At 35.5% G+C, this 22,669-nt stretch carries 23 protein-coding genes; 11 read left to right on the plus strand and 12 right to left on the minus strand.

Features of this window, described 5'->3' with window-relative positions:
* Nucleotides 1–65: 65 nt before the first annotated feature.
* Entirely contained in the window at nt 66–746 is a 681-nt protein-coding gene (locus H5968_RS13775) for a cadmium resistance transporter (protein ID WP_187040409.1), read from the minus strand.
* Between the two features lie 25 nt (nt 747–771).
* On the opposite strand from H5968_RS13775, the gene H5968_RS13780 reads away from it, so the two are divergent.
* Nucleotides 772–1,431: a cadmium resistance transporter gene (locus H5968_RS13780; protein ID WP_187040410.1), complete on the plus strand. Its 660-nt coding sequence runs from the start codon at nt 772–774 to the stop codon at nt 1,429–1,431.
* A gap of 107 nt (nt 1,432–1,538) precedes the next feature.
* Here H5968_RS13780 and H5968_RS13785 read toward each other — a convergent pair whose 3' ends face one another.
* The gene (locus H5968_RS13785; RefSeq protein ID WP_187040411.1) at nt 1,539–2,333 is read right to left on the minus strand and encodes a sulfite exporter TauE/SafE family protein; all 795 of its coding nucleotides are present in this window, start codon (nt 2,331–2,333) and stop codon (nt 1,539–1,541) included.
* A 641-nt stretch (nt 2,334–2,974) separates the two neighbouring features.
* Here H5968_RS13785 and H5968_RS13790 point away from each other — a divergent pair.
* On the plus strand, nt 2,975–3,652 hold the full coding sequence (locus H5968_RS13790; protein ID WP_187040412.1) for a phosphatase PAP2 family protein: 678 nt from the start codon (nt 2,975–2,977) through the stop codon (nt 3,650–3,652).
* A gap of 166 nt (nt 3,653–3,818) precedes the next feature.
* Here H5968_RS13790 and H5968_RS13795 read toward each other — a convergent pair whose 3' ends face one another.
* Nucleotides 3,819–4,511: a hypothetical protein gene (locus H5968_RS13795; protein ID WP_255427130.1), complete on the minus strand. Its 693-nt coding sequence runs from the start codon at nt 4,509–4,511 to the stop codon at nt 3,819–3,821.
* 734 nt (nt 4,512–5,245) lie between these two features.
* Here H5968_RS13795 and H5968_RS13800 point away from each other — a divergent pair.
* From H5968_RS13800 to H5968_RS13815, 4 genes are all read left to right on the plus strand, one after another.
* Nucleotides 5,246–6,700, plus strand: a complete 1,455-nt coding sequence (locus H5968_RS13800) for an APC family permease (RefSeq protein ID WP_187040413.1) — start codon at nt 5,246–5,248, stop codon at nt 6,698–6,700.
* Nucleotides 6,701–6,759: 59 nt separating this feature from the next.
* Nucleotides 6,760–7,401 (plus strand): cadmium resistance transporter, encoded by a 642-nt coding sequence (locus H5968_RS13805; RefSeq protein WP_187040414.1) that lies wholly within the window; start codon nt 6,760–6,762, stop codon nt 7,399–7,401.
* 140 nt (nt 7,402–7,541) lie between these two features.
* Nucleotides 7,542–8,378: a sulfite exporter TauE/SafE family protein gene (locus H5968_RS13810; protein WP_187040415.1), complete on the plus strand. Its 837-nt coding sequence runs from the start codon at nt 7,542–7,544 to the stop codon at nt 8,376–8,378.
* Between the two features lie 2 nt (nt 8,379–8,380).
* Nucleotides 8,381–8,935, plus strand: coding sequence for a DUF1634 domain-containing protein (locus H5968_RS13815; protein WP_187040416.1), 555 nt, complete (start codon nt 8,381–8,383; stop codon nt 8,933–8,935).
* 188 nt (nt 8,936–9,123) lie between these two features.
* Here H5968_RS13815 and H5968_RS13820 read toward each other — a convergent pair whose 3' ends face one another.
* Nucleotides 9,124–9,369, minus strand: coding sequence for a hypothetical protein (locus H5968_RS13820; protein WP_137667897.1), 246 nt, complete (start codon nt 9,367–9,369; stop codon nt 9,124–9,126).
* 352 nt (nt 9,370–9,721) lie between these two features.
* Here H5968_RS13820 and H5968_RS13825 point away from each other — a divergent pair, with 352 nt between their 5' ends.
* Entirely contained in the window at nt 9,722–10,531 is an 810-nt protein-coding gene (locus tag H5968_RS13825) for a prohibitin family protein (protein ID WP_187040417.1), read from the plus strand.
* A 205-nt stretch (nt 10,532–10,736) separates the two neighbouring features.
* Here the strand turns inward: H5968_RS13825 and H5968_RS13830 are convergent, their stop codons facing one another.
* Entirely contained in the window at nt 10,737–11,189 is a 453-nt protein-coding gene (locus H5968_RS13830; RefSeq protein WP_137667899.1) for a hypothetical protein, read from the minus strand.
* A 248-nt stretch (nt 11,190–11,437) separates the two neighbouring features.
* On the minus strand, nt 11,438–12,433 hold the full coding sequence (locus tag H5968_RS13835) for an aspartate carbamoyltransferase catalytic subunit (RefSeq protein WP_187040418.1): 996 nt from the start codon (nt 12,431–12,433) through the stop codon (nt 11,438–11,440).
* Between the two features lie 89 nt (nt 12,434–12,522).
* On the opposite strand from H5968_RS13835, the gene H5968_RS13840 reads away from it, so the two are divergent.
* Complete coding sequence (locus tag H5968_RS13840; protein ID WP_187040419.1) at nt 12,523–12,867, plus strand: hypothetical protein; 345 nt, start codon at nt 12,523–12,525, stop codon at nt 12,865–12,867.
* 39 nt (nt 12,868–12,906) lie between these two features.
* Here the strand turns inward: H5968_RS13840 and mgtE are convergent, their stop codons facing one another.
* Nucleotides 12,907–14,256, minus strand: coding sequence for a magnesium transporter (mgtE, locus tag H5968_RS13845; RefSeq protein WP_187040420.1), 1,350 nt, complete (start codon nt 14,254–14,256; stop codon nt 12,907–12,909).
* A gap of 484 nt (nt 14,257–14,740) precedes the next feature.
* On the opposite strand from mgtE, the gene H5968_RS13850 reads away from it, so the two are divergent.
* A complete protein-coding gene (locus H5968_RS13850) occupies nt 14,741–16,015 on the plus strand; it encodes an AAA family ATPase (RefSeq protein WP_187040421.1) in 1,275 nt (424 codons plus the stop codon).
* Nucleotides 16,012–16,137: a hypothetical protein gene (locus H5968_RS25720; protein WP_255427131.1), complete on the plus strand. Its 126-nt coding sequence runs from the start codon at nt 16,012–16,014 to the stop codon at nt 16,135–16,137. The genes H5968_RS13850 and H5968_RS25720 overlap by 4 nt, the downstream gene beginning before the upstream one ends.
* A 242-nt stretch (nt 16,138–16,379) precedes the next feature.
* Here the strand turns inward: H5968_RS25720 and H5968_RS13855 are convergent, their stop codons facing one another.
* Complete coding sequence (locus H5968_RS13855) at nt 16,380–16,868, minus strand: hypothetical protein (RefSeq protein ID WP_187040422.1); 489 nt, start codon at nt 16,866–16,868, stop codon at nt 16,380–16,382.
* A 166-nt stretch (nt 16,869–17,034) separates the two neighbouring features.
* On the opposite strand from H5968_RS13855, the gene H5968_RS13860 reads away from it, so the two are divergent.
* Nucleotides 17,035–18,930 (plus strand): serine/threonine protein kinase, encoded by a 1,896-nt coding sequence (locus H5968_RS13860; protein ID WP_187040428.1) that lies wholly within the window; start codon nt 17,035–17,037, stop codon nt 18,928–18,930.
* A gap of 293 nt (nt 18,931–19,223) precedes the next feature.
* Here H5968_RS13860 and H5968_RS13865 read toward each other — a convergent pair whose 3' ends face one another.
* The 4 genes from H5968_RS13865 to ndhL form a co-directional block, all read right to left on the minus strand.
* Complete coding sequence (locus tag H5968_RS13865; protein ID WP_187040423.1) at nt 19,224–19,883, minus strand: heterocyst differentiation related protein; 660 nt, start codon at nt 19,881–19,883, stop codon at nt 19,224–19,226.
* 255 nt (nt 19,884–20,138) lie between these two features.
* Nucleotides 20,139–20,942, minus strand: a complete 804-nt coding sequence (gene trpA, locus H5968_RS13870; RefSeq protein ID WP_187040424.1) for a tryptophan synthase subunit alpha — start codon at nt 20,940–20,942, stop codon at nt 20,139–20,141.
* A 185-nt stretch (nt 20,943–21,127) separates the two neighbouring features.
* Nucleotides 21,128–21,427 (minus strand): DUF3007 family protein, encoded by a 300-nt coding sequence (locus tag H5968_RS13875; protein WP_187040425.1) that lies wholly within the window; start codon nt 21,425–21,427, stop codon nt 21,128–21,130.
* Nucleotides 21,428–21,463: 36 nt separating this feature from the next.
* Complete coding sequence (gene ndhL, locus H5968_RS13880) at nt 21,464–21,673, minus strand: NAD(P)H-quinone oxidoreductase subunit L (protein ID WP_096572750.1); 210 nt, start codon at nt 21,671–21,673, stop codon at nt 21,464–21,466.
* Between the last annotated feature and the right edge of the window lie 996 nt (nt 21,674–22,669).

Below are 22,669 nucleotides of genomic sequence, written 5' to 3' on the forward strand. Positions count from 1 at the left end.
TGACTCATCAGCTAATAAATATGGGAAAAGCAATTAATCAATTAATCAATTAATCAATTAATCAATTAATTCTTTTTCATCAAAACTAACAAACACAAACAAATACCAAGGAGTTTGATCGGACTTAATGCCTGATTTTGATAGATGATTACAACACCCAAACCCATCATTACAAAAGGTACAACATAACTACCATAATTAGTTAAAAAATTTGCTATTTGCTTCTGGTGGGTTAACTTATAAGCTGCGTAACACCAAACTGACAATAGGAGGAAAAAGACAAGTATAATCACTAAAAAGCTATCTAGTTTATTGGTAGAAAATAAAGGTATATAAACAGTAATATTATCACTGCCATTAGCAATAGTAATTAGAGTAATGGTATAAATTTGAGAACTTAACAAATTACTTTGACTTGATGATGCAAATGGTGTAATCTCGGTATTAATTTCAGCCGATAAATTGGTATCTTGTTCTTGATTAACTAAACTACTAATACCTATAGATAAAGGAATCAAACCTAATAAACTAATCCAGTTTGTAGGTATAATTAAACCACTCAATAAACCAGGTAAACTGAGAATGACAAGAATCGTAAAACCCAAATATTGACCTAAAACAATTTGCCAAGGTTGTAAATTATCATCAGCTTGGGCAAAAAAGACCAGCAAAATCACAAGATCATCAATATTAGTAGCAATAAAAGTTACAACTCCTGTGATTATAGATATCAATAAATCATTCATTCTACATCATTAATCTTCAATCATCATGAATAGTTTAATTACTGCTTTTGCTCAGGGTATTATCGCTTTTGCATCCACTAATATAGACGATATTATTATTTTACTACTTTTATTTTCACAAATAGATAGTAATTTTCGCCGTAGACATATTTTTATCGGTCAATACCTTGGTTTTTTAGCTATTATTATTCTTAGTTTACCAGGTTTTTTTGGTGGCTTAGTGATTCAGCGAGAATTTATTGGATTATTAGGATTATTACCAATAGTAATTGGCATTAAATATTTATTGAATCGAGAAGAAGAAAATACAGAAGTACAAACAGTAAATAGTGATTTATTAGAGTCATCACATCCCAATCCCATATTTGCTTTTTTATTAAGTATTCTTCACCCTAATACTTATAAAGTTGCGGCTGTAACGCTGGCTAATGGTGGTGATAATATTAGTATTTATATTCCCCTATTTGCTGGTCAGAGTTTTGGTAGTTTAGGAATTATTCTGATTGTTTTCTTATCTATGGTAGGGGTGTGGTGTGGTATTGCCTATTTATTAAGTCGTCAAGCTGCTATTGGTTATATTCTAACTCGTTATGGTAAGGCTTTAGTTCCATTTGTGTTAATTGGTTTGGGATTATTTATTATGTATGAACGTGGTACTTTAGAAATGATCAAATCATTGTTATAAGATATTTGAAAATAAAATATTGGAAAAGTATTTTCAGGTTTACAGATATTTTTTATTTCACTAAATCTCTATTAAGATGGAGAAATGTGATTTTGGTTAACCCCTACTTATGCTGGTAAAACTAACTTCCAACTTACCATCATTAAAATGCTGTATATAATCAATTTCAAAGGGCGTTGAGGTGTAATTTCACAAAGTTTAGCACCAATAATTACACCGGGAACTGAACCGATCCAAATTGGTATCACTAAACCCCAATTAACTGTTCCTAATGTGAGATGTCCTAAAGATGTGAATATTAATAAAATTGCGGCTTGAGTAATATCTGTACCTACTAATTTACGGGCATCAAGACGAAAGAAAACCATCAAAACCAAGGCAAACATAGAACCGGAAGAAACGCTAGTCATACCCACAGAAAAACCTAAAAGTGCGCCAATTAACAATGTTAAAAACCGCCCTTGATTAGTTTTAACATTTAATGTTGGTAATTCGGGTAAATTGACTTTGGGGAAAAACTTCACTAACAACATTTGGATTAATGCTGTGAATGTGACAATTAAAATCATTACTCCCAATAACCGCAGCAAAAAATTATCTATGTTGAGGTTACTGTTTCTGAGTTGATGTAAAACTGCTACACCTAACAATGAACCAGAAACGCTACCCATTGCCAACCATTTAACTATTTCTATATCTAGGGTTTTTTGTTGCCAGTGTTTGACTCCACCTACTACTTTCATTAATGTGGCTGCTACAACATCAGAACTGATAGCAATAGAAGGCGGTACTTGAAAAATAAAAATCAACATTGGAGTGATTAAAGATGCGCCTCCTATTCCTGTTAAACCGACAATAATACCGATGAAAAAGCTGAAAACTGGTAGTAGTAAGTAGTCCATGTTCCTGTTTTGTAGTGGGTTTTAGCTGTGATCTGTAATAACTTCTCAAGGATGAGTTTTCCCTCTGGTGAAAATTTAGGTTGTTATTTTCTTAACCTGATTGTCTTCACTTGGATTAATCACCGTAATCTTGATTGACTTACCGTATTTTAATAGTACACCTGGGAAAAGTATATTGTCAAGGTCTGAAAATGAAATAATTTTTTGTTGATTTTGTGGTGATTATTTGCTGACGAATAGAGAAAAAATGATCAATAGTTGAGGAAATACAAACTACAGCTATGGGGGATTTTATTGCTAGTTAAATAATAATAAATCCTAATTAAACGCTAATAATAAGTTACTTAAATAGAAATATTTGCATCAAATAAAAAATAAACGCAGCTACTATGAAAAATTTCTTATAAATCTTTTACTTTTGTGTAATTTGCGCTTTTGGCAGTGTAATAATATTAATTTTGAGGCAATACTGTTAGATTAAGGATTTTTGTAGGTTGGGTTTACCGTGTGGAAATCCAACAAACCCTTGTAAATGTTGGGTTTCTTTCCTCAAACCAACCTACGTTATGTCGTTGTTTTAGGGTTAACCGAAAAGTATTGAATTACTAATAGCTAATTACTAATAGCTAATTTCTTAACTTATGAATAAAATGAAAATGATGAAAGAGGAACACACATCAAAGGTTATGGTGATCAAAAACCTGCTGTTTTCTAATTGGCGTTCTTTGTTGCTGATGTTGATAGGTGTGTATTTACCTTTGCAAGTTGTGGAAATTATGGCGGTGAAAATTTGGCAGAATAAAGATAGCTTTTCTTGGGATGTGCCGATTTTGATGGCTATTCATAGTATAGCTAATCCTCAACTAGATGCGATCGCAGTAGTGTTAACTAAGTGGGGATCATTTTGGACTGCATTTCCTGTGTTGAGTGCGATCGCCATAACTTTATTACGCAACCGCAGATGGAGAACTTTTAATTATCTCATCACTACTGCTGTAGGAAATTTAATTATCAATCACACAGCCAAAGAAATTATACAGCGAACACGCCCTAATTTATGGATATCAAAAGCACCAGAATTGGATTATGCTTTTCCTAGTGGTCATGCCATGACAACTATGACATTAGTAGCAATTTTAGTAATTTTAACTTGGGATCGTCCTTGGCGGTGGTTAGTTTTAATTATTGGTAGTTTTTACCTCTTAATTATTGCTTGGACAAGACTATATTTAGGAGTTCATTTTCCTAGTGATATACTTGCAGGTTGGATGCTTGCTTTAGCTTGGGCTATTGGTATGAATTTAATTATTAAACCATAATTATTAAACCATAATTATTAAACCATAATTATTAAACCATAAGTCTTCAGCCGTCAGTATTCAGCCATTAGCAAAGAAGAAAATCATGAATAATAGCTGATTACTGATAGCTGAATACTTAATGAAATGCTTAATGAAATGACTAATAACGACTAACCAGTAAAAATTAAGATTTTTGAGCAGGTGCGTTAATCACTCTTGCATCTACAATAGCCTGAGAAACATTAGGAATAAACCAGTTAATTTCACCAGGTTTGAGAATTTGTGTTCCTGCTTGGCTAAACTCAATAACACCTGTATCTGGGTTAGTTGTCAAAACTAACTTAGTGCCATTAGTAACTTTAACAATTGAATCACCTGTTAATTCTTGGTTTTCTCCATCTAAACCAACAGCTACAGCTTTAACATCTGAAGGTATATAAACTCCTTGACAATTCCATTTATTTTTGGTTGTCTGATTATCACCTAAAAAATATAAAGCTGATCCTGGGGAATAATCATCTTCTTCTAAATTTGGTTCTGGTCCATAAATAGCTATTGTTTTACCTGTTTTATTAATACATTGCCCCCAATCAATCCCTGATTCAAAGGCTAATTTTTGTAATTTTAAATCACTGATTTTCTGCTCTAATTGTTCTGGTGTATAGCCTTGGGGTAAAGTTTGTGTAGCTTTTGCGTTTGCTAACTGGTTCAATTGTTGAGTCAGGGCTATGTAATCAGGATTTTTCCTATATCTGGGCGGATCTGCTAACGCAGATTCAGAAAATAATAAACTGATACAGCATAACGCAATCATCAATATATACTTGAGACTTTTCATGGTAGTAATTCCTGATTTGAGAATATTTAGATTATCCATTTGACCCAAAGTAGAAATGAAAAAACAATCATGTTTCTGCTTACTGAACTGTTCGCTAGTTTAAATTATCATAATTAATTCAAATGGGCAAGAATATCATTTAGCCAATTAGAATACCCAGTATTAACTTGAATTTGCATATTAAAAAATCTCAAAAATCTATAATTTTATAGGCTTTTACCTATATAACACTCTAAATAACTCATGATTAAGTAGTGTATTTTTACATACTTTTATTAAATCTTGGAAAAGAATTTTTTATACAAATTTAATTCCCACCAAATCCGATGCTCTTTTGAGTATTTATCAAAAGAAAATAATTTTACAAAAAATATCAGAAAAAAATAGATAAACCACTTGCATAATATCAAAGCATCATGTAATATTTGATTTGTCAAAGAAAACACAAATCCTAATAGTAGTTGCTAGGAATAGATATGGGGTTAATCTATCAACAGCAGCTACAGATTCTTTAAGGGAATTTTGTACACATAAATCACAGGTCTGAATAGCCTAGAAGGTATAACTAAAAATTAGCCATAATCCAATACAGATCAGGAATTTATTTCTGTGGAATTGGCTGGTAAATATGCACAACAAAAGGAAAACTTTAAACTTTTGTAAATTTTTATTACTTGCCATCAGGTATTACTCAGACAACAATCAAAATCTCCCTATTGTCCATCTATGTATGCGTCATTTCACACATCATTTCACAATAGAGAATCCTGAAGATGAACACAGAAATTAAATCACCTCAAAGTTTTCACGGCTTAAAGCCAAATTGCCTTTCTTTCTCAGAAGTTTTAGCTCAATCTTTTGCGGTTATTGCACCAACAACTGTACCTGCATCTAACATTGGTTTGATTGTGGCGCTCTCAGGAAATGGTACTTGGCTAAGTTTTGTGATTGGTTTGATGGGATTATTATTAGTTAGCATTAATATCAACCAATTCGCTAGTCGTTCCGCTTCTCCTGGTTCTTTATACTCATACATTACCAAAGGTTTAGGAGCAACCGCAGGTGTAATTTGTGGTTGGAGTTTGGTACTGGCTTATTTATTTACAGGAATGTCAGTTCTTTGTGGTTTTGCTAACTTTTTTGGGATTTTTATTAGCCATTTAGGTATTCATCCTTCGAGTATTACACTATTAGCTATTGGGGCAGGAATTTCTTGGTATGCAGCTTATAAAGATATTCAACTTTCAGCAGTAGCTATGCTGTGGTTAGAAGTAGTTTCTTTAGTTTTAATTATCATTTTGTGCCTGATTATTTGGGCGCACAAAGGTTTTGCTGTAGATATGTCTCAATTAACTTTATCTGGTGTGAATCCCGGTAATATAGCCACTGGATTAGTTTTAGTTATGTTTGGGTTCTCTGGTTTTGAAAGTGCCACTAGCTTAGGAGATGAAGCCAAAAAACCATTACGTACAATACCTAAAGCAGTGATGGGTAGTGTTATTCTTGCAGGTTTATTTTTTGTTTCTACTACTTACATAGAAGTTTTGGGTTTTAGTGGTACTGGGGTATCTATTACTGAAACAGAAGAACCTTTAGCTTTTCTTTCTCAACAAGTAGGAGTTGGTTTTTTAGGAGAATTAGTAGGTTTAGGAGCATTATTTAGTTTCTTTGCTTGCATTTTAGGAAGTGTTAACCCTGCTGCTAGAGTAGCTTTTTTAATGGCACGTCATGGTTTATTTCATGCGTCTTTAGGTAATGCCCACGCAGAAAATAGAACTCCTCATGTTGCTGTTACAATGTGTTCATTTTTGACATTTTTAGTTCCGGCGATCATGTCTTTTTTCCACATCAAACTCTTTGAGTGTATGGGATATTTGGGTGCTATTTGTAGTTATGGTTTTTTAACTGTTTATATTTTGATTTCTGTTGCTGCTCCAGTCTATCTACACAAAATTAATAAACTCCGTCTCATAGATATAGTATTTTCTATGTTGGCGGTGGGTTTGATGATGATTCCCATTTTAGGAAGTGTGGGTATTCCTAGTAGTAATCTTTTTCCTGTTCCAGAAGCTCCTTATAATCTTTTTCCTTACTTGTTTTTAATCTATCTTGTTACTAGTTGTAGTTGGTTTTTAATTAAAAAACAACGCTCCCCCCATTTAGTAGCAGGAATGCAGCAACGAGTTGATGAAATTCATGCGAGTTTTGCGGAAAGAAATAACTATTAACAGGTGGTAATTTCCCAAATCTCAAATCTCAAATCTCAAATCTCAAATCTCAAATTCCTATGAGTGGTGTAATCACAGCAATTAGTACAGGGGCGGCCGCTTTTAGTGCCACCAATATTGATGATTTAGTCATCTTAACTTTGTTTTTTTCACAAGTAAATGTCAAATTCCGTAAATGGCATATAATTTTAGGTCAATATGCAGGTTTTACAGCTTTAGTTATGGTGAGTTTACCTGGTTTCTTTGGCGGTTTAATTTTACCTCGTCCTTGGATTGGTTTATTTGGTTTAATACCAATCATCATCGGCATCAAAACTTTACTAAATTCCGAAGATGAAGAATCAGAAGAAGTAGATACAAATACAGAAACATCTCATGAATCATTGTTAGCTAAATTTTTTAATGTGCAAACTTACAGTGTAGCTGCTATTACTTTCGCTAATGGTACAGACAACATTAGTATTTATGTACCGATATTTGCTAGTAGTAATTGGCAGAGTCTTTTATTAATTTTGGGTGTGTTCTTTTTGTCCGTGGGATTATTGTGTTATGTGGCATATAAATTAACTCATAACCAGGCGATCGCTCATCTTTTCACCCAATATGGTCATCGTTTCATGCCCTATGTTTTGATTGGATTAGGTACTTTTGTCTTCATTGACAGTCATAGTTTAAGTCTAATGAATTTACTGAACAGATAACAAAGGACAATTCCCCTTATTTTCACCTCTTGCTGACCGTTGATAGCTGATGGCTCAATACTTACTAAAAATTGCTAACAGCTAATGACAAAATACCAATGAATAGTGAATAATGACTAATAAACCAAGAGGAAAAAATTTTGACTATACTCACATTTTCTTTATTAGTTTGGCTGGGATCATTTAGTGCTGGGTTAGTAGGATCATTAACAGGTTTAGGAGGCGGAGTTGTTATAGTTCCTTTATTAACTTCAGTGTTTGGTGTTGATATTCGTTATGCTGTTGGTGCATCTTTAGTCTCAGTAATTGCCACATCATTAGGTTCAGCATCTACATACATTAAACAAGGATTTGCTAACCTGCGGTTAGGAATGTTTTTGGAAGTTGCCACTACCATTGGTGCAATGATTGGAGCTTTATTAGCTGCCTTTGTTTCCGTGAAATTCTTAACAATTATTTTGGCAGTTGTTTTAATTTATTCAGCATATTTATCCCAACGCCCAAAAGCAGAAAATCAAGAAATTGCCGAACCAGATCCCATTGCGGAATATCTCCAACTCAATGGCACTTATCCCACACCTAACGGTGTGATACCTTATCAAATAAATGCCTTATCTGCTGGGTTTAGCATTATGTTAATTGCCGGTGTGCTTTCTGGTTTATTAGGAATTGGTTCGGGAGCATTTAAGGTATTAGCAATGGATCAAGCCATGCGTCTACCTTTTAAAGTTTCCACCACCACCAGCAATTTTATGATCGGTGTTACAGCAGCAGCTTCTGCCGGTGTTTATTTAAGTCGTGGATATATAGATCCTGGTTTATCCATGCCAGTAATGTTGGGAGTTTTACCAGGCGCTTTTTTAGGAGCAAGAATTTTAATTGGTGCTAAAACCCAAACATTGAGAATAATTTTTAGCCTTGTGCTAGTCGTAATGGCTATCAAAATGGTGTACAACAGTCTTATAGGTGGGTTATAATTATGTATAGATTAAATTCGGGTTTTCGTTGGACTTCATCAATACAACAAGAAACTGAAGTAATGACTCTAGCTTTAATATCTGAAGAACCAGATTCAGATATTCAACAACTAGAAAAACAACATTTTAATCATGTCAATCATCTCAATTATCAGGGTGTAATTGCAAATAATCATAAAATAGAAAAATTGGCGGGTGAGCAATTATTAGAAAATCTGCTCAGTAATTTACTCAGATATGGTGTTTTGATTGCCAGTTCTGTAGTATTTATAGGAGGAATATTATATTTAATCAATCATGGTTCAGAACCTGCTCAATATCATATATTTCGGGGGACATCTCCTGAATTTTGCTCACCCATTGGCGTATTCACAGCAATTTTATCAGGTAGTCGGCGGGCAATTATTCAACTAGGACTTTTAATATTAATTGCTGTTCCAGTTTTACGAGTCCTTATTTCTTTTTTGACTTTTTTATTCCTGCGACAATTTATTTATGTAGTCATTACTTCTTTAGTGTTAACGAGTCTTATTTACAGTTTGCTCAGTGCCTACTAATATGTAATAGGTAAAAAATCAGTAGATAAATCCCCGAATTTTTTGGTCATTCGGGGATATAATCAGATATTTATACCAATCATGTGTACCAAATTCAAGAATCAAATAACTACAAAGAAGACAAAGTACACAAAGAAGGAAGCAAGATATTCAGAAATTTGGCACATTCTTCTACAGAAATGGTATTACTAGGAAATTAACAATTTTTTCTTAGTCATTTTTAAGTTTTTCCAAAGAATCTGAATTTGTTTATAAGCATCCTCTGGGGAAAGTTTACCACCAGTTTGTAGACCACAAATGTAGTTCACCCTTTGAGAAAAATCTTGAAGATGAGCATTAAATAATAAATATTCTGGTTCAAACTGTCCATAATATGCACTACGTGGATAAAGAAAATCAGATATTTCTGAGAGAAAATAAGGGTCTTGGTTCATATAGAAGCAGGTAGTTAGAATTAAAACAATCAGAAATTATGCAAGTGGTATTTAAGAAAATTTTATGTTAGTATTTCATAAACTCTCTTTAAATGCAGTATTAGTGAATACATTTTTCAGTATTCTTATAGTTGTAAACACTGGTAAATTTGACTATAATGATCAGTAACTCAACTTGACATTTGCTGTAATACCCGGATAACCCACTTCTTTAAGAAGTCGGGAATCTATATACTATTAACTACAGTATTTTTGTATATTTAGTGTATAGTTACTAAAGTCATCATATAATTTTGCACGATAGACATAATTACAGAATATTGTATCAACATGATCAAAGAATACGACCGAGATGAAAAAATATCACACTTTCAAAAAAGCAGGTAAACTCACAGCTTTAATATGTTTAATTACTATTTTAGTTACTCCTTTTGTTATAGTTAATGCTGGTGAGCGTGGTGTATTAATGAAGTTTGGAGAAGTGCAAGATCCAGTATTAGGCGAAGGAATACACTTAATTATTCCTGTAGTGAATACAGTTAAAAAATTAAGTATTAGAATCCAAAAACAATCTATATCTACTGAGTCTATATCTAAAGATTTACAAAATATTTTTACTCAAGTAGTGCTAAATTGGCATATTCAACCCATAAAAACAAATCTAGTATTTCAACAAATTGGCGATGAAAAAAACATTATAGATATGATTATTGATCCAGCAATTGCAGAAGTTGTAAAAGCTATAGTCGCTCAATATACAGCAGAAGAAATCATTACTAGACGTGAAGATGTGAAAAATAAATTAGATAATTTTTTAAGACAAAGATTAGATAATTATTATATTGTAGTTGACGATGTATCTTTAGTTAATATCAACTTTTCTGATCAGTTTATAGAAGCTGTAGAAGCAAAACAAGTTGCTGCACAGGAAGCAAAACGGGCGGAATTTTTAGCGATTAAAGCAGCTAAGGAAGCGGAAGCTAAGGTAAATTTAGCCAAGGGTGAAGCTGAATCTTTGAGTTTATTAAAAAATATTTTGACTCCAGAATTATTACAAAGACAAGCATTAGAAAAGTGGAATGGTAAATTACCGTTAATTGTCGGTAAAGAAGATTTTAAAATTGGCGATATTCAACAGTTAATTACAGCAAGTGAAAATTAAGTTATTTGTAATAATTCAGGAGTCAGGAGTCAGGAGTCAGTAGTCAGAATATTGGATAAATCAGTAGATTATCAATATGTGATTTTTAGTCTAACCCTTAAAAAGCTGATTTCTGTTAGCTGATAGCTGAATGCTTACAGTTATTTTTTTAATCATGAATCTTGATTTTAAATCCCCTCTTGGTTACAATTGGGGATTTTATTGTTTATGAATTGTTGAAAATTTCTAGAGGAATATCAATAATTTTCAACTGAAGTAAAAACACAATTAATAAGGTATATGCAGTTGAAGAAATCAAAGTATTGAATATCTCTTTTTTAAGATTACGCTCCTGGGGTTGTTTTTGAAAAATATCACCTGCTCCAAATTGCATCATGAGAATACCAATAATATTTGATAACCAGTAACCAATAATTGTGCAAGGTAAAAGTAAATTTTCTGACAAAAAACTGCACACATAACCAAAAAAGTACGCTATCGGTAGATTGAATAATAAATCATTCCACCAGCATAATGGAGAAAGCAAATATCCGAAAACAACAAAAAACCCTCCTCTTAATTTTTTCCAAATATTGCTGCTTGGTTGGTGGGAGGTGGTTTCTTTTTTCTCTTCTAAAGTGGGATCAAAGTTTTGACTGGTTACGGATAAATTTTTCATAAATACACTATTTCTATCAAATTAGTGTATTTTAACTGTAAATCAAAAAAAAGTCCATAGTTATTAATGCAGGACTGACGCAACAGGCACATAAGTATGGTGTGCAAAACCGCATAAATTATGTAAATACACATATTATTGATATCTGAAGCACCAGAAAACTTGATGAAGTGCGGAATGTGGGTAAAAATTAAGGTGAAAGTTAGATACCATAAAAACACCTAACTAACCGCCTTAACTCTCTTTTACTAACCCCTACCACCACCAATAAAATATAACAATGCCATTCTCACAGCTACACCGCTAGTCACCTGATCTTGAATTAAACTAAATTCAGGATCATCCATTAAATCTGAACTAATTTCTACACCTCTATTAACTGGACCCGGATGCAAAACTTTCACATTTGATTTACAGGCTTTCAACCGATTTCTAGTAATTCCAAATAATTGATGATATTCTCTTAAACTGGGTAATAAATGGGCTGTCATTCGTTCTTTTTGCAAACGCAATGTCATTACAAAATCAGCATTTTCTAAAGCTGGTTCTAGTTGCCAATGGATAAATAACCGTTCTGCATTTGCTGTACCTCCTAAATATTCAGCAAAGAATTTAGGTAATAAAGTGGGAGGTGCTGCTAAATGCACTTCTGCACCACTGGCGGTTAAACTCCAAATATTAGAACGGGCAACGCGAGAATGTAAAATATCTCCAACAATGGCAATTTTTTTACCTGCTAATAATTCGATTCTCGGTTTTTCGGGATTAATTAAACTACAAATTGTAGATAAATCTAATAATGCTTGAGATGGGTGTTCATGTTGTCCATCACCTGCATTTAAGACACTGACTTTTTCACCTAAACGATCCATTTCTTGGGCGATCGCCTGGGGTACTCCTGCTTCTTTATGGCGAATTACCATAATATCTGTACCCATTGCTAAATAGGTTTTAGCGGTATCTAATATTGTTTCTCCTTTAGTCATGGAAGATGTAGCCGCAGCAAAATTCAGAGTATCTGCACTTAACCTTTTAGCAGCTATTTCAAAACTACTCCGGGTGCGGGTAGAAGGTTCAAAAAATAAATTTGCCACTACCTGTCCTTGCAAAGTGGGTACTTTTTTAGTTCTGCGTGATAGAACCTCTCTAAATGAAGCCGCAGTTTGTAAAACCGCATTATATTCAGCCGTTGTGAAGTCAGATAAAGAAAGAATGTGATGACGATTCCAAGTAGTTGTAGGCATTGATATTTTCAGTAAGGAGTCAGGAGTCGTAGGGGCGAAGTAGGGACGAAGTAGGGGCGAAGCATTCGGAAAATAACCTTTTCATAAAATTGATAATTTATCGCCTGAATGCTTCGCCCTTACAGGAAAATAACCTTTTCATAAAATTGATAATTTATCGCCCGAATGCTTCGCCCTTACAGGAAAATAACCTTTTCATACAATTAATAATTGTTTGCCCGAATGCTTCGCCCTTACAGGAAAATAACCTTTTCATAAAATTGATAATTTATCGCCTGAATGCTTCGCCCTTACAGGAAAATAACCTTTTCATACAATTAATAATTGTTTGCCCGAATGCTGATGCTTCCAGCACGCTTCGCGAACGCCCGTACAGGAGTTCAGGAGTTCAGAAGTATGGCTTCGCCACGCTTCGCACTTCAGGAGTTTTTTAATTGTTCTGTTCCCTATTCCCTATTCCACATTACCAAATTTTAAGTTGGTAAATGAAAGACTTTCAAAGCAATAGAAACTATGCTCAGGAAGGTGACAAAACCGATAGTATCCAGCATGGTGGTTACTAATGGACCACTCATTAAAGCTGGATCTAATTTTAGCCTTTGTAATCCCATTGGTAGCAAAGTTCCCAAGCTCACCGCCACCATTGTATTCGTTGCCATGACACTTCCGGCAACTAAAGCTACCCATCTTTCATTCGGTTTTGCCCAAATAAGAGAAAGGGCGATCATTGTTACACCTAATGCAATAGCTGTTCCTAAACCTGCTAAAAGTTCTTTGCGGAGAATTTTCCCAGTATCTTCTGCTGTTACTTCTCCTACACCTAAACCGCGAATAGTCACGGTTAAGGCTTGAATACCGACAGTTCCCCCGGTGTTAGAAAATATGGGCATAATTACTGCTAGAACCGGTACAGCCGCAATAACTTGTTGAAAGGGAGCGATCGCACTAGCCGCACCGATGTACAATGCCATGATACCTAATAACCAAGGCAACCGTTTACGAATGGTAACATGAGGAGGAGACAAAGCTTCTTCATCGCCACTCACAGCAGCTAATTTTTGGATATCTTCTGTAGCTTCTTCTTCTAAAATATCAATGACATCATCAATGGTAATAATCCCGACTAATCTCTCTTCCCTATCCACCACAGGCATGGCAATTAAATCATAACGTTGCATAATTCTGGCAACTTCTTCCTGTAGGGTTTCAGTTTTCACTTTCACAACATGAGAACTAGCAATATCCTTAATTAAGACTTCGGGAAATGTAAATAATAACTGACGCAAAGAAACAACACTAACTAATTTACGGTTATCGTCGGTGACGTAAGCATAATAAATTGTTTCTTTATCTTCGTCTTGTAAACGAATTTTGCTTAACGCTTCACCTACAGTTAAACCTTCTCGCAACCGTACATATTCTGTTGTCATTACCCTGCCCGCAGTACCTTCAGGATAACCGAGAATTGTTGCTGTTGCTTGTCTTTGTTCTGGGCTAAGTTGTTGTAATAAACGTTTAACAACTCCTGCGGGTAATTCATCAAATAAATATGCCCTTTCATCAGGACTCATTTCTTCTACAAGATGTACTACTTGGGCATCATGTAAAGAGTTGATCAGTTCTTCTTGTACTTCTGTGGGTAAATATTCAAATACATCAATAGCTTGATTTTTGTTCAGTAAACGAAAAGCGATCGCCCTTTGTTTTTCAGGTAATTCTGAAATATATTCCCCCACATCCACAGGTTGTAGATTATTTAAATCACATTTTAATTGATTTAAGTCAGCAACATCCAATGAATTGCGAACATCTTGTGTCAGCATAATAAATTCCTCCTAATGTCTCCCCCTCGCTGGGAGACTTTCTCGCCAGCTTAGGGGAGGATACTACTGCCATCTGGTGGACTTTTGTCCATAAAATCTTCAGAACTCAATATTGATATTTAATCAAGTCATCATTAAGTTATCATCCTAACCCGGAAAGGGCTGATTTGATAACAACCTGGTAATAATGATTTAAATTGTATCATTTTACACAGATATATATTTTAGATGCCTTGATTTTTTATCGTATAGATGTAGTGATTTTACTACTATATTAATCTGTGTTAAGTCTATTAGGCACTTTACTGGAAATCTTTACACAATGGAGATATCTCTGGTTACAAATCTGGTTTTCACTATGTTCAGGGGTTTTGTGGTAAGAATCGGGTAATATAAAGATAAAAGCAAGAAAACCTATAATCTTAATTTACTGTAACATCATCAGCGATAACAACCAGTTCAATTACTTTTTCATGAGGACAACATGAGAATTAAGCAAATTTCAGTAACAGAACTTTTTGGTATTTTCAATCATGTTATTCCCTTGAATACAGAAGACAGAATAACTATTATATACGGTTTAAATGGTATTGGTAAAACTGCGATATTGAAATTATTGAATTATATTTTTAGTTTTCAGTTCTTAGAATTAGCAAATTTCCCTTTCAAAGAGATACAAATAGATTTTGATGATGGTAGTTGTCTGTATTTTCATGTACAAGCAGGATCAAATATTGATGTTAATACACAAAAATCCGAGATAAGAATTGTTGCCAAAACAAATATTAGTAGCGATGAATATGAATTTTATCTAAATTATCATGATGACCGTGTAGAAAATAAATCATTTAGGATACCTTTTAAAATTAATGAAGATTCGATGAGCGATAAAGAAAGATTTGTACTTGCTCTAGAAAACCTTGAAGAAACTGTAAAACTTGTCTATAGATTCCAACCTAAAAAAATACCAGAATGGTTACAAGATATAATTAATTCTATAGATATTCATTTAATAGAATCCCAGAGATTATTAAACATATCAGAATATCAGGAAATGATACCATCTGTAAATGCTTATGCCAATGAACTGGCAGAAAACATCCAGGAAAAATTAGCTGAATATGGTACATTATCACAATCACTAGATAGAACATTTCCCGTTAGATTAGTTCAAAAAGCATCAACAAATTCTCTTGCAAATGATCAACTTCTTAAAAAACTAGATGAAATTGAAACAAAGAGAAAACATTTAATAAATGCTGGACTCTTAGATAAAGATGAAAATACCAACTTTCAAATTTCCGAACAAATAGATGACAACATCAAACAAGTTTTATCAGTTTATATAGAAGATGTAGAAAAAAAGCTTGCTGTATTTGATAATCTCTCTCAAAGAATAGAACTGATGAAGAAAATAATAAATCAAAGATTTTCTTACAAAGCAATAAATATTGACAAAGAAAAAGGGTTTACATTTACTTATGACGGTAATTCCTTATCCCCTGAAAAATTATCGTCTGGAGAACAACATGAATTAGTTATGCTTTATGAATTATTATTTAAAGTTAAACAAAATTCATTAATTTTAATTGATGAACCAGAACTGTCACTGCACGTAGAATGGCAAGTGAATTTTTTAAAAGATTTAAAAGAAATTACAGAAATAGGTAACATTGATATTTTACTAGCGACTCACTCACCTGGTATAATTCATGATAGATGGGACTTAACTGTTGAATTAAAAGATCCTCAGAGATGAGAGAATTTATCACACCTGAATTTATTGCTAATCAAATTCGGATGAGACGCAGTGCTTACTCAGGAACTTTTATAATTGTTGAAGGTTCTGGAACAGTAATGATGTTAAACCAGAAGTATTAGAGAAAATTTTAAGACTGGCATACGAAGAATCCTATTTCCGTAATACACAGTTGTACAAATTGATTCAAGTCTGGGAACAAAATAACCAACCTTATCAAGTTTTATTATCCACATCTTCAAAAAATTAACACCTTCTGCCTTCTGCCTTCTGCCTTCTGCCTTCTGCCTCCTGCCTCCTGCCCCCTGCCTGATACCTTATGTATAATCCGAAACAACACCCCAAACCCCCCACTCCCCAGACATTAACCCTCTGGTAAACTGTCAAATACCTGTTGAACTAACTGCTTAGTCTTATTTTCCAAATGTTGCCAATCCACTTCCCCAAACTCATCTAATAAATTAGTATCAATATCAACATCTGTATTTTCTAGACTGTAATTAACAAAACACACTTGATAACACAGATCCCACAAATCCACATTCACTTGTTGCTCTTGACGTTGCAAGCGCAAATGGTATCCTGGATGGGGCATAGGCAACAAAGCAAGATTGGCCTTAATATCTTCCACCTGTTCCGGTGTGGCAGTTTCCATATCTTGCAACAACTGTGTCACCATAGCCTTGGTTTCATCAGTTGTACCAGGTGGCCAAATCAGTACATCATGGTAAGTTCCTTTCCAAGAGGATGTATCCAGATGCTTACGAATATTATCAACAACGCGAATAAAAGTCGGTTGCATGAGGATTTCAGCTTGCTGCCATGTGGTAGAGTTTGTTATCTTAGGTGGCATTGTTAGTTAAGAAAAATACTAAACAAACAGTAACAATTTGTTGTTTTTATTAAAAAACTGCAATTTTAGTCTAAATCTTTTCTCAAGATAGCGGATCTCATGACAGAAAATTTGGAGATATTTATTACCGTTTGCAAAATTAGGTGTTAAAACTGGGGAGGGAATGATGATTGGCAAACTACTAGACCATAGATACCAAGTCATACGCATTTTGGCAACGGGAGGATTTGGTCAAACCTATATTGCTGAAGATACTAGGCGGCCTGGTAATCCCATCTGCGTTGTCAAACACCTTAAACCTGCCAGCACAGACCAAAAAATCTTTGAAACTGCTAAACGTCTATTTAACAGCGAAGCAGAAACTTTAGAAAAATTGGGTAATCATGACCAAATACCCAGACTACTCGCTTATTTTGACGAAAATCAAGAATTTTTCTTAGTTCAAGAATATATTGACGGACATACTCTCACAGAAGAACTGATACCCGGCCAACCTTGGAGTCAAAACCAGGTGATGCAGTTGTTGTTGGAAGTGTTGGAAATTTTAGAATTTGTCCATCAACAAGGTGTAATTCATCGTGACATCAAACCAGATAATATCATCCGTCGTGCTGCTGATTATAAATTAGTTTTGGTAGATTTTGGGGCAGTTAAACAATTAAGGTCGCCTTTAGTCTCTATTGGCGCACAACTCACCGCTACAGTTGCTATAGGCACTCCTGGCTATATGCCCACAGAACAAGGACAAGGTAAACCCCGTCCTAATAGTGATATTTATTCTTTGGGAATTATTGCTATTCAAGCTTTAACTGGAGTACCCGCTAACCAATTTCCAGAAGATCCTGATACTGGTGAAATTATTTGGCAGCATTTTAGACCTGTCAATTATCAATTGGCGGAAATTCTCAGTAAAATGGTGCGTTATCACTTCAAGGATCGCTACCAAACCGCAACAGAAGCACTACAAGCTTGTAGAGAGTTTGTGAATATGACTTCTACATCTTCTGTTTATTCCGAACCTCCCAAACAAGTTAGCTACCATCCCCCCAAACCCGCTTCTACCAGCAAACTATCTCAAATCTTTTCACAGCAAACCGTCGCAGTTGCACCTGGTAATTCTAGTCCTGTTGTTCCTCAACCTGTTCTTCAACAACAGGATAACAAACCTGATCCATTACCCCTGATTATTGGTTTATTATTAGCTGGTGGTGCAGCAGCTTTGGTAACAAATTTATATCCAAATGTGACAAATATCGCTGCTAATTGGACTGGGAAAAGTAGCACTTCAGCTACAAATTGCCTGGCTATAGTCAAGCCTAATTCTAATGTCCGTTCTGAACCTAGTGCGATTAATTCTGATAATATTTTAAAGACTCTTGGTGATGCTAGTGAGTTCGATGTCACTGGTAAAAGAACAAAACGCGGTTGGATAGAATTAAAACTTAAATCTGGTCGTTTGGCTTGGGCGCACTCTGATGTTATTATTAATAATAATGAATGGATTGCTTGTTTGCGGGATCAAGGAATTTCTATTCAAACAGTAGATGATCTGCCTTTAATTGCATCTCGACCTGTTCCCAAACCACAACCAAAACCAATTGTTGTTGCTACTCCCAACCCAGTAAAATCTGAAAAATCTCCAACTAGTGAGGAGCAGAAAAAAATTGTCGAAACGGCTAGGCAGAAATTTGAATCAGGAGATTTACCGGGGGCGATCGCTCAACTCAAAACCATTCCTCAAAATGCAGCTTCTGGTATTAAAGAAACTGTGGAAATAATTAATCAATGGCAGCAAGACTGGGCTAAGGCTGAAGCAATAGCTAATGAAATTAATAAAGCTATTGATAATGGTCAATGGGATAAAGTTTTAGCTTATCGAGACCAACCCGAAAAATTACCTAATATTAAATATTGGCAAAATAAACTAGAACCATTGTTTAAACAAGCAGCAGAAAACGCTGCTAAACAGGTTCTTCCTAACCAAGACCAAAAACCCAATCAAAATCAAGCAAATACTTCCAAAACACCCACCACTGAGGAAAAGGAAGATAGTGCTAATTAGGGGTTGCTGAGAAAGTCTTTCTGTGAGGGCATAGGAGTCAGGAGTCAGGAGTCAGGAGTCAGGAGTCAGGAGGAGATTTGAAAATTTCTTTGCCATCTCTTGAAATCCCAAAAAATGCACACTTTTTCCGGTATACCCTTCAAAACCCTTGCACTAATTTCTGTGTTTATCAGCCTCTAACCTTTGATATATCAAGGTTTTAGGTTTATTCAGCAAACCCTAATTAATCAGATGGTAATGGAAATGTTCTTTTTCCCATTACCAATTACCCATTACCAATTACCCATTACCAATTAATGTAATTCGTCGTATTCCGCCGTTTCCACTCTTCTGGTTTCTGGGCGGGAAGATGGTAAAAATTCAGCCCGTCTAATTGTAGCTAAAGGAGGTGTGGGTCCGTGATAGGGGTGAATTACTTGGACGGTACGGGTAGGACGTTGCTTAGGAGAGAACAGGGATAGAACTCCAGCGACAACCACACCACCACCAATAGTCAGAGTTGCCCCACCTACAGCCCAAATTATAGGTGAAGACCACCAGGGATTTTGTTCAGATGGTAGTGCAGCAGCGACTTTTTGCTGATTTTGCTGTTGAGCTAACTGCCACTGATGTTGAGTGAAACTTTGAACCTGACCTTGGAGTTGCTGATTTTGTAATCTGAGTTGTTCATTGTCGGTTTTCAACTTCTCCATCTGCATATTCAGCTTTTCCATTTCCAGACGTTGGTCGGAATTGGGTGCAATGGGTTGGGGGTTAGGATATACTGGTTGCCCATAGTTAGGGGGATATTGCATTGAAGGCTGCATCAATTGGGGCGCTACAACCGCAGATGGCATTTGTGGAGCCACAGCAAAGTTAGGTTGTTGTATAGGGGTATTCGTTCCTTTGAGCAACAGGAGAGCCGCTAAACCAGCTACAGCCACTCCGCCGATAAATGCCATACTTTCACTCATAAAATTTACCCCTCAACTAATACCAAACCATAATTTAATTGTGACTGACACAATATTATACTCTCTCTCACACTCATAAATTTATTGCCTAGCTTTAATTCACATAGGACTCAACCTATAAGCAAATATATCAGGTAGTTTTTTTTCAGCCTGGTATGTATTGTTAATATTCAAGACTATATCAGTCAAATTGTCCACCAGGGAATGATAAAAAAACTACGCTGTTATCTTTTTTAATCTACTTTTCCCAAATCATCAAGAGGGAGTTTTGATTGTTTGCTTGAGAGTTTGGCAAAATTGAGCGATCGCCGAGAGTCCTTGTTCTGGTGTTCCTTCTGCTAAACGCTTCACCACCGCACTACCAACAATGGCTGCATCCGCTCCCCATTCTCGCACTTGCCGCGCTTGTTCAGGATCGGAAATTCCAAAACCCACACCAATGGGTTTATCTGTAAAACTGCGAATTTGTGTGAGTAAGTCAGAAACACGACTTTCCATTTGCGATCGCATTCCCGTTACCCCGGTAACACTTACCAAATAGATAAAACCTTGGGATGCTTTGGCGATCGCTTCAATTCTCTCAGCAGAACTGGTAGGAGCTACCAAAAGTGTTAAATCAAGATCCATCTCACTCGCTGGTTTCAGTAGCCCTGCTGCCTCTTCTAAAGGCAAATCAGGAACTACCAAACCTGCCACACCAGCAGCCTTAATTTGCCCCAGAAACTTATCAATTCCTCGGTGTAAAATTGGATTGTAATAAGTAAATAAAATAATTGGCGCTTGCAAACTGGGAGTAGTAGCTTGTAACATTTCCAGCACTTGATCCAAAGTAGTACCCTTTTGTAAAGCGCGGGTAGCAGCAGCTTGAATCACCGGACCATCTGCCAGTGGATCAGAATAGGGAACACCCAGTTCAATAATATCCGCACCAGAACGATCTAGAACCTGCAAAGCCTGAGCAGTAGTTTCTAAATCAGGATCACCAGCAGTAATAAACGGAATCAGAGCGCACTCGTGATTCCGTCTTAAAGTTTCAAAACAACGAGAAATTGCAGTCATTTGTTAGTGGTCAGTGGTCAGTGGTCAGTTATCAGGTAATTGGTCATTGGTTATTGGTAATTGGTAATTCAATGAAAGGATTTTGGATTTTTGATTTTTGATTGTTTTTGTCAATTCCAATCTAAAATCTAAAATCTAAAATCTAAAATTTTCTTACCCAGTCACCAGTCCCCAATCCCCAGTCGCTAATCACCTGATTCAATTTCAGCTTGTAATTTCGCCAATTCTTCGGGAGAGAGTTCATCTAGTCGCTTTTCTAAGAACGCTTTTTCATACTCTTCCCGTTGTTGATGGTAGGTCATTTTTTTACTCCCTGCACGGAAAAGATATGTGGCTAACCAACCTATCAAACCCACAACCAGTAAAGCTTGACTCCAAATTCCAGCGTCTTGGACATCTAAACCGACTAACTGTAATCCTACATAAGCCAGTCCACCAGCCAAAAAAACGCCCAAAGTAATACCGATTGCATCAATACGTCGCATGAGAGTTATGACCTACCAATATACTAATTGAACAAATTAAACAATTTGTCTGCGCCGGGGTCGAACATTGGCAATTGGGGAGAGCAGCAACAGACCCGGAAAGAAGAAAAACACCAAAAAGTACATGAATCCACGTTCTACAGAACTGGCAGAATACCAACGCAGCTTGAGATAAAACATCACAATCATTGGTACTACCAGAAGATAAGCTCCCGCTAAAGCTAAATACAGTAGTGCTACAACCATAATTCTTTGTTTAGATTTGAGAATACCATTTGGTGCATCTACTACCCATGATATGCCCAACCTGTCAACTAAGGAAAGTATTGGTGATTGGGGACTGGTGATTGGGGACTGGTGACTGGGTTATTAACTTCCCTTTCTTCCCCTACCTGCCCTATGTCCCTATCTCCCCTGAACCTGCCTATTTTCAAGAGTTGTAGCTGACAATGAAAAAAAAATTGCCAAATACTTGGCAAAATTATAAAAACCAGGTAAGATTGTGTGACAATAGAAATCGGCTGTTAAATGCAAGTGTATCAAACACCGTAGCTTGTGAAAAATCCAACTTAAAAAAAAGTTAAAAAATTTTTTTCAAACTACTTGCACAAAAAACGCAGTTAATGGTAGGATTATCAAGGGTGTTTTGAGATACAAAAACAAAAAACCCTAAACAAAAAACCCTTTGGGAGTGTGGCGGAATGGTAGACGCTACGGACTTAGAAAACTGAGCCTTGATAGAGAAATCTTTCAAGTGGAAGCTCTCAAATTCAGGGAAACCTAAATCTGTAATCTAAGTGAACAGATATGGCAATCCTGAGCCAAGCCCAGAACCTTTAGAGTTGAGAATTGATTTTGGGGTTAAATCCAAAACTCAAATTTCAAAGTTAAAATTCCGGGAAGGTGCAGAGACTCGACGGGAGCTACCCTAACGTTAAGACGAGGGTAAAGGGAGAGTCCAATTCTCAAAACCTGTAAGGAAGTAGCGAAAGCTGCGAGAGAATGAAAATCCGTTGACCTTAAACGGTCGTGGGGGTTCAAGTCCCCCCACTCCCATTTTTGATAAATAAAGAGCTTGTCCTAAGTTGACAATTTACTAGACAAACCTATACAAGTACATACAAAACTACAAGTATTTGACGTATACATGGAATAAGTTGACTAAAAAATTAGGCAAAATGTGTCAGAATTAAATAATAAAGTATAGTGTTGACATCAGCAAATGCTTTTATCCATCAAAAC

Origin of the sequence: Sphaerospermopsis sp. LEGE 00249 (assembly GCF_014299995.1) — a bacterium.
In the GTDB taxonomy this organism is placed as follows: domain Bacteria; phylum Cyanobacteriota; class Cyanobacteriia; order Cyanobacteriales; family Nostocaceae; genus Sphaerospermopsis; species Sphaerospermopsis kisseleviana.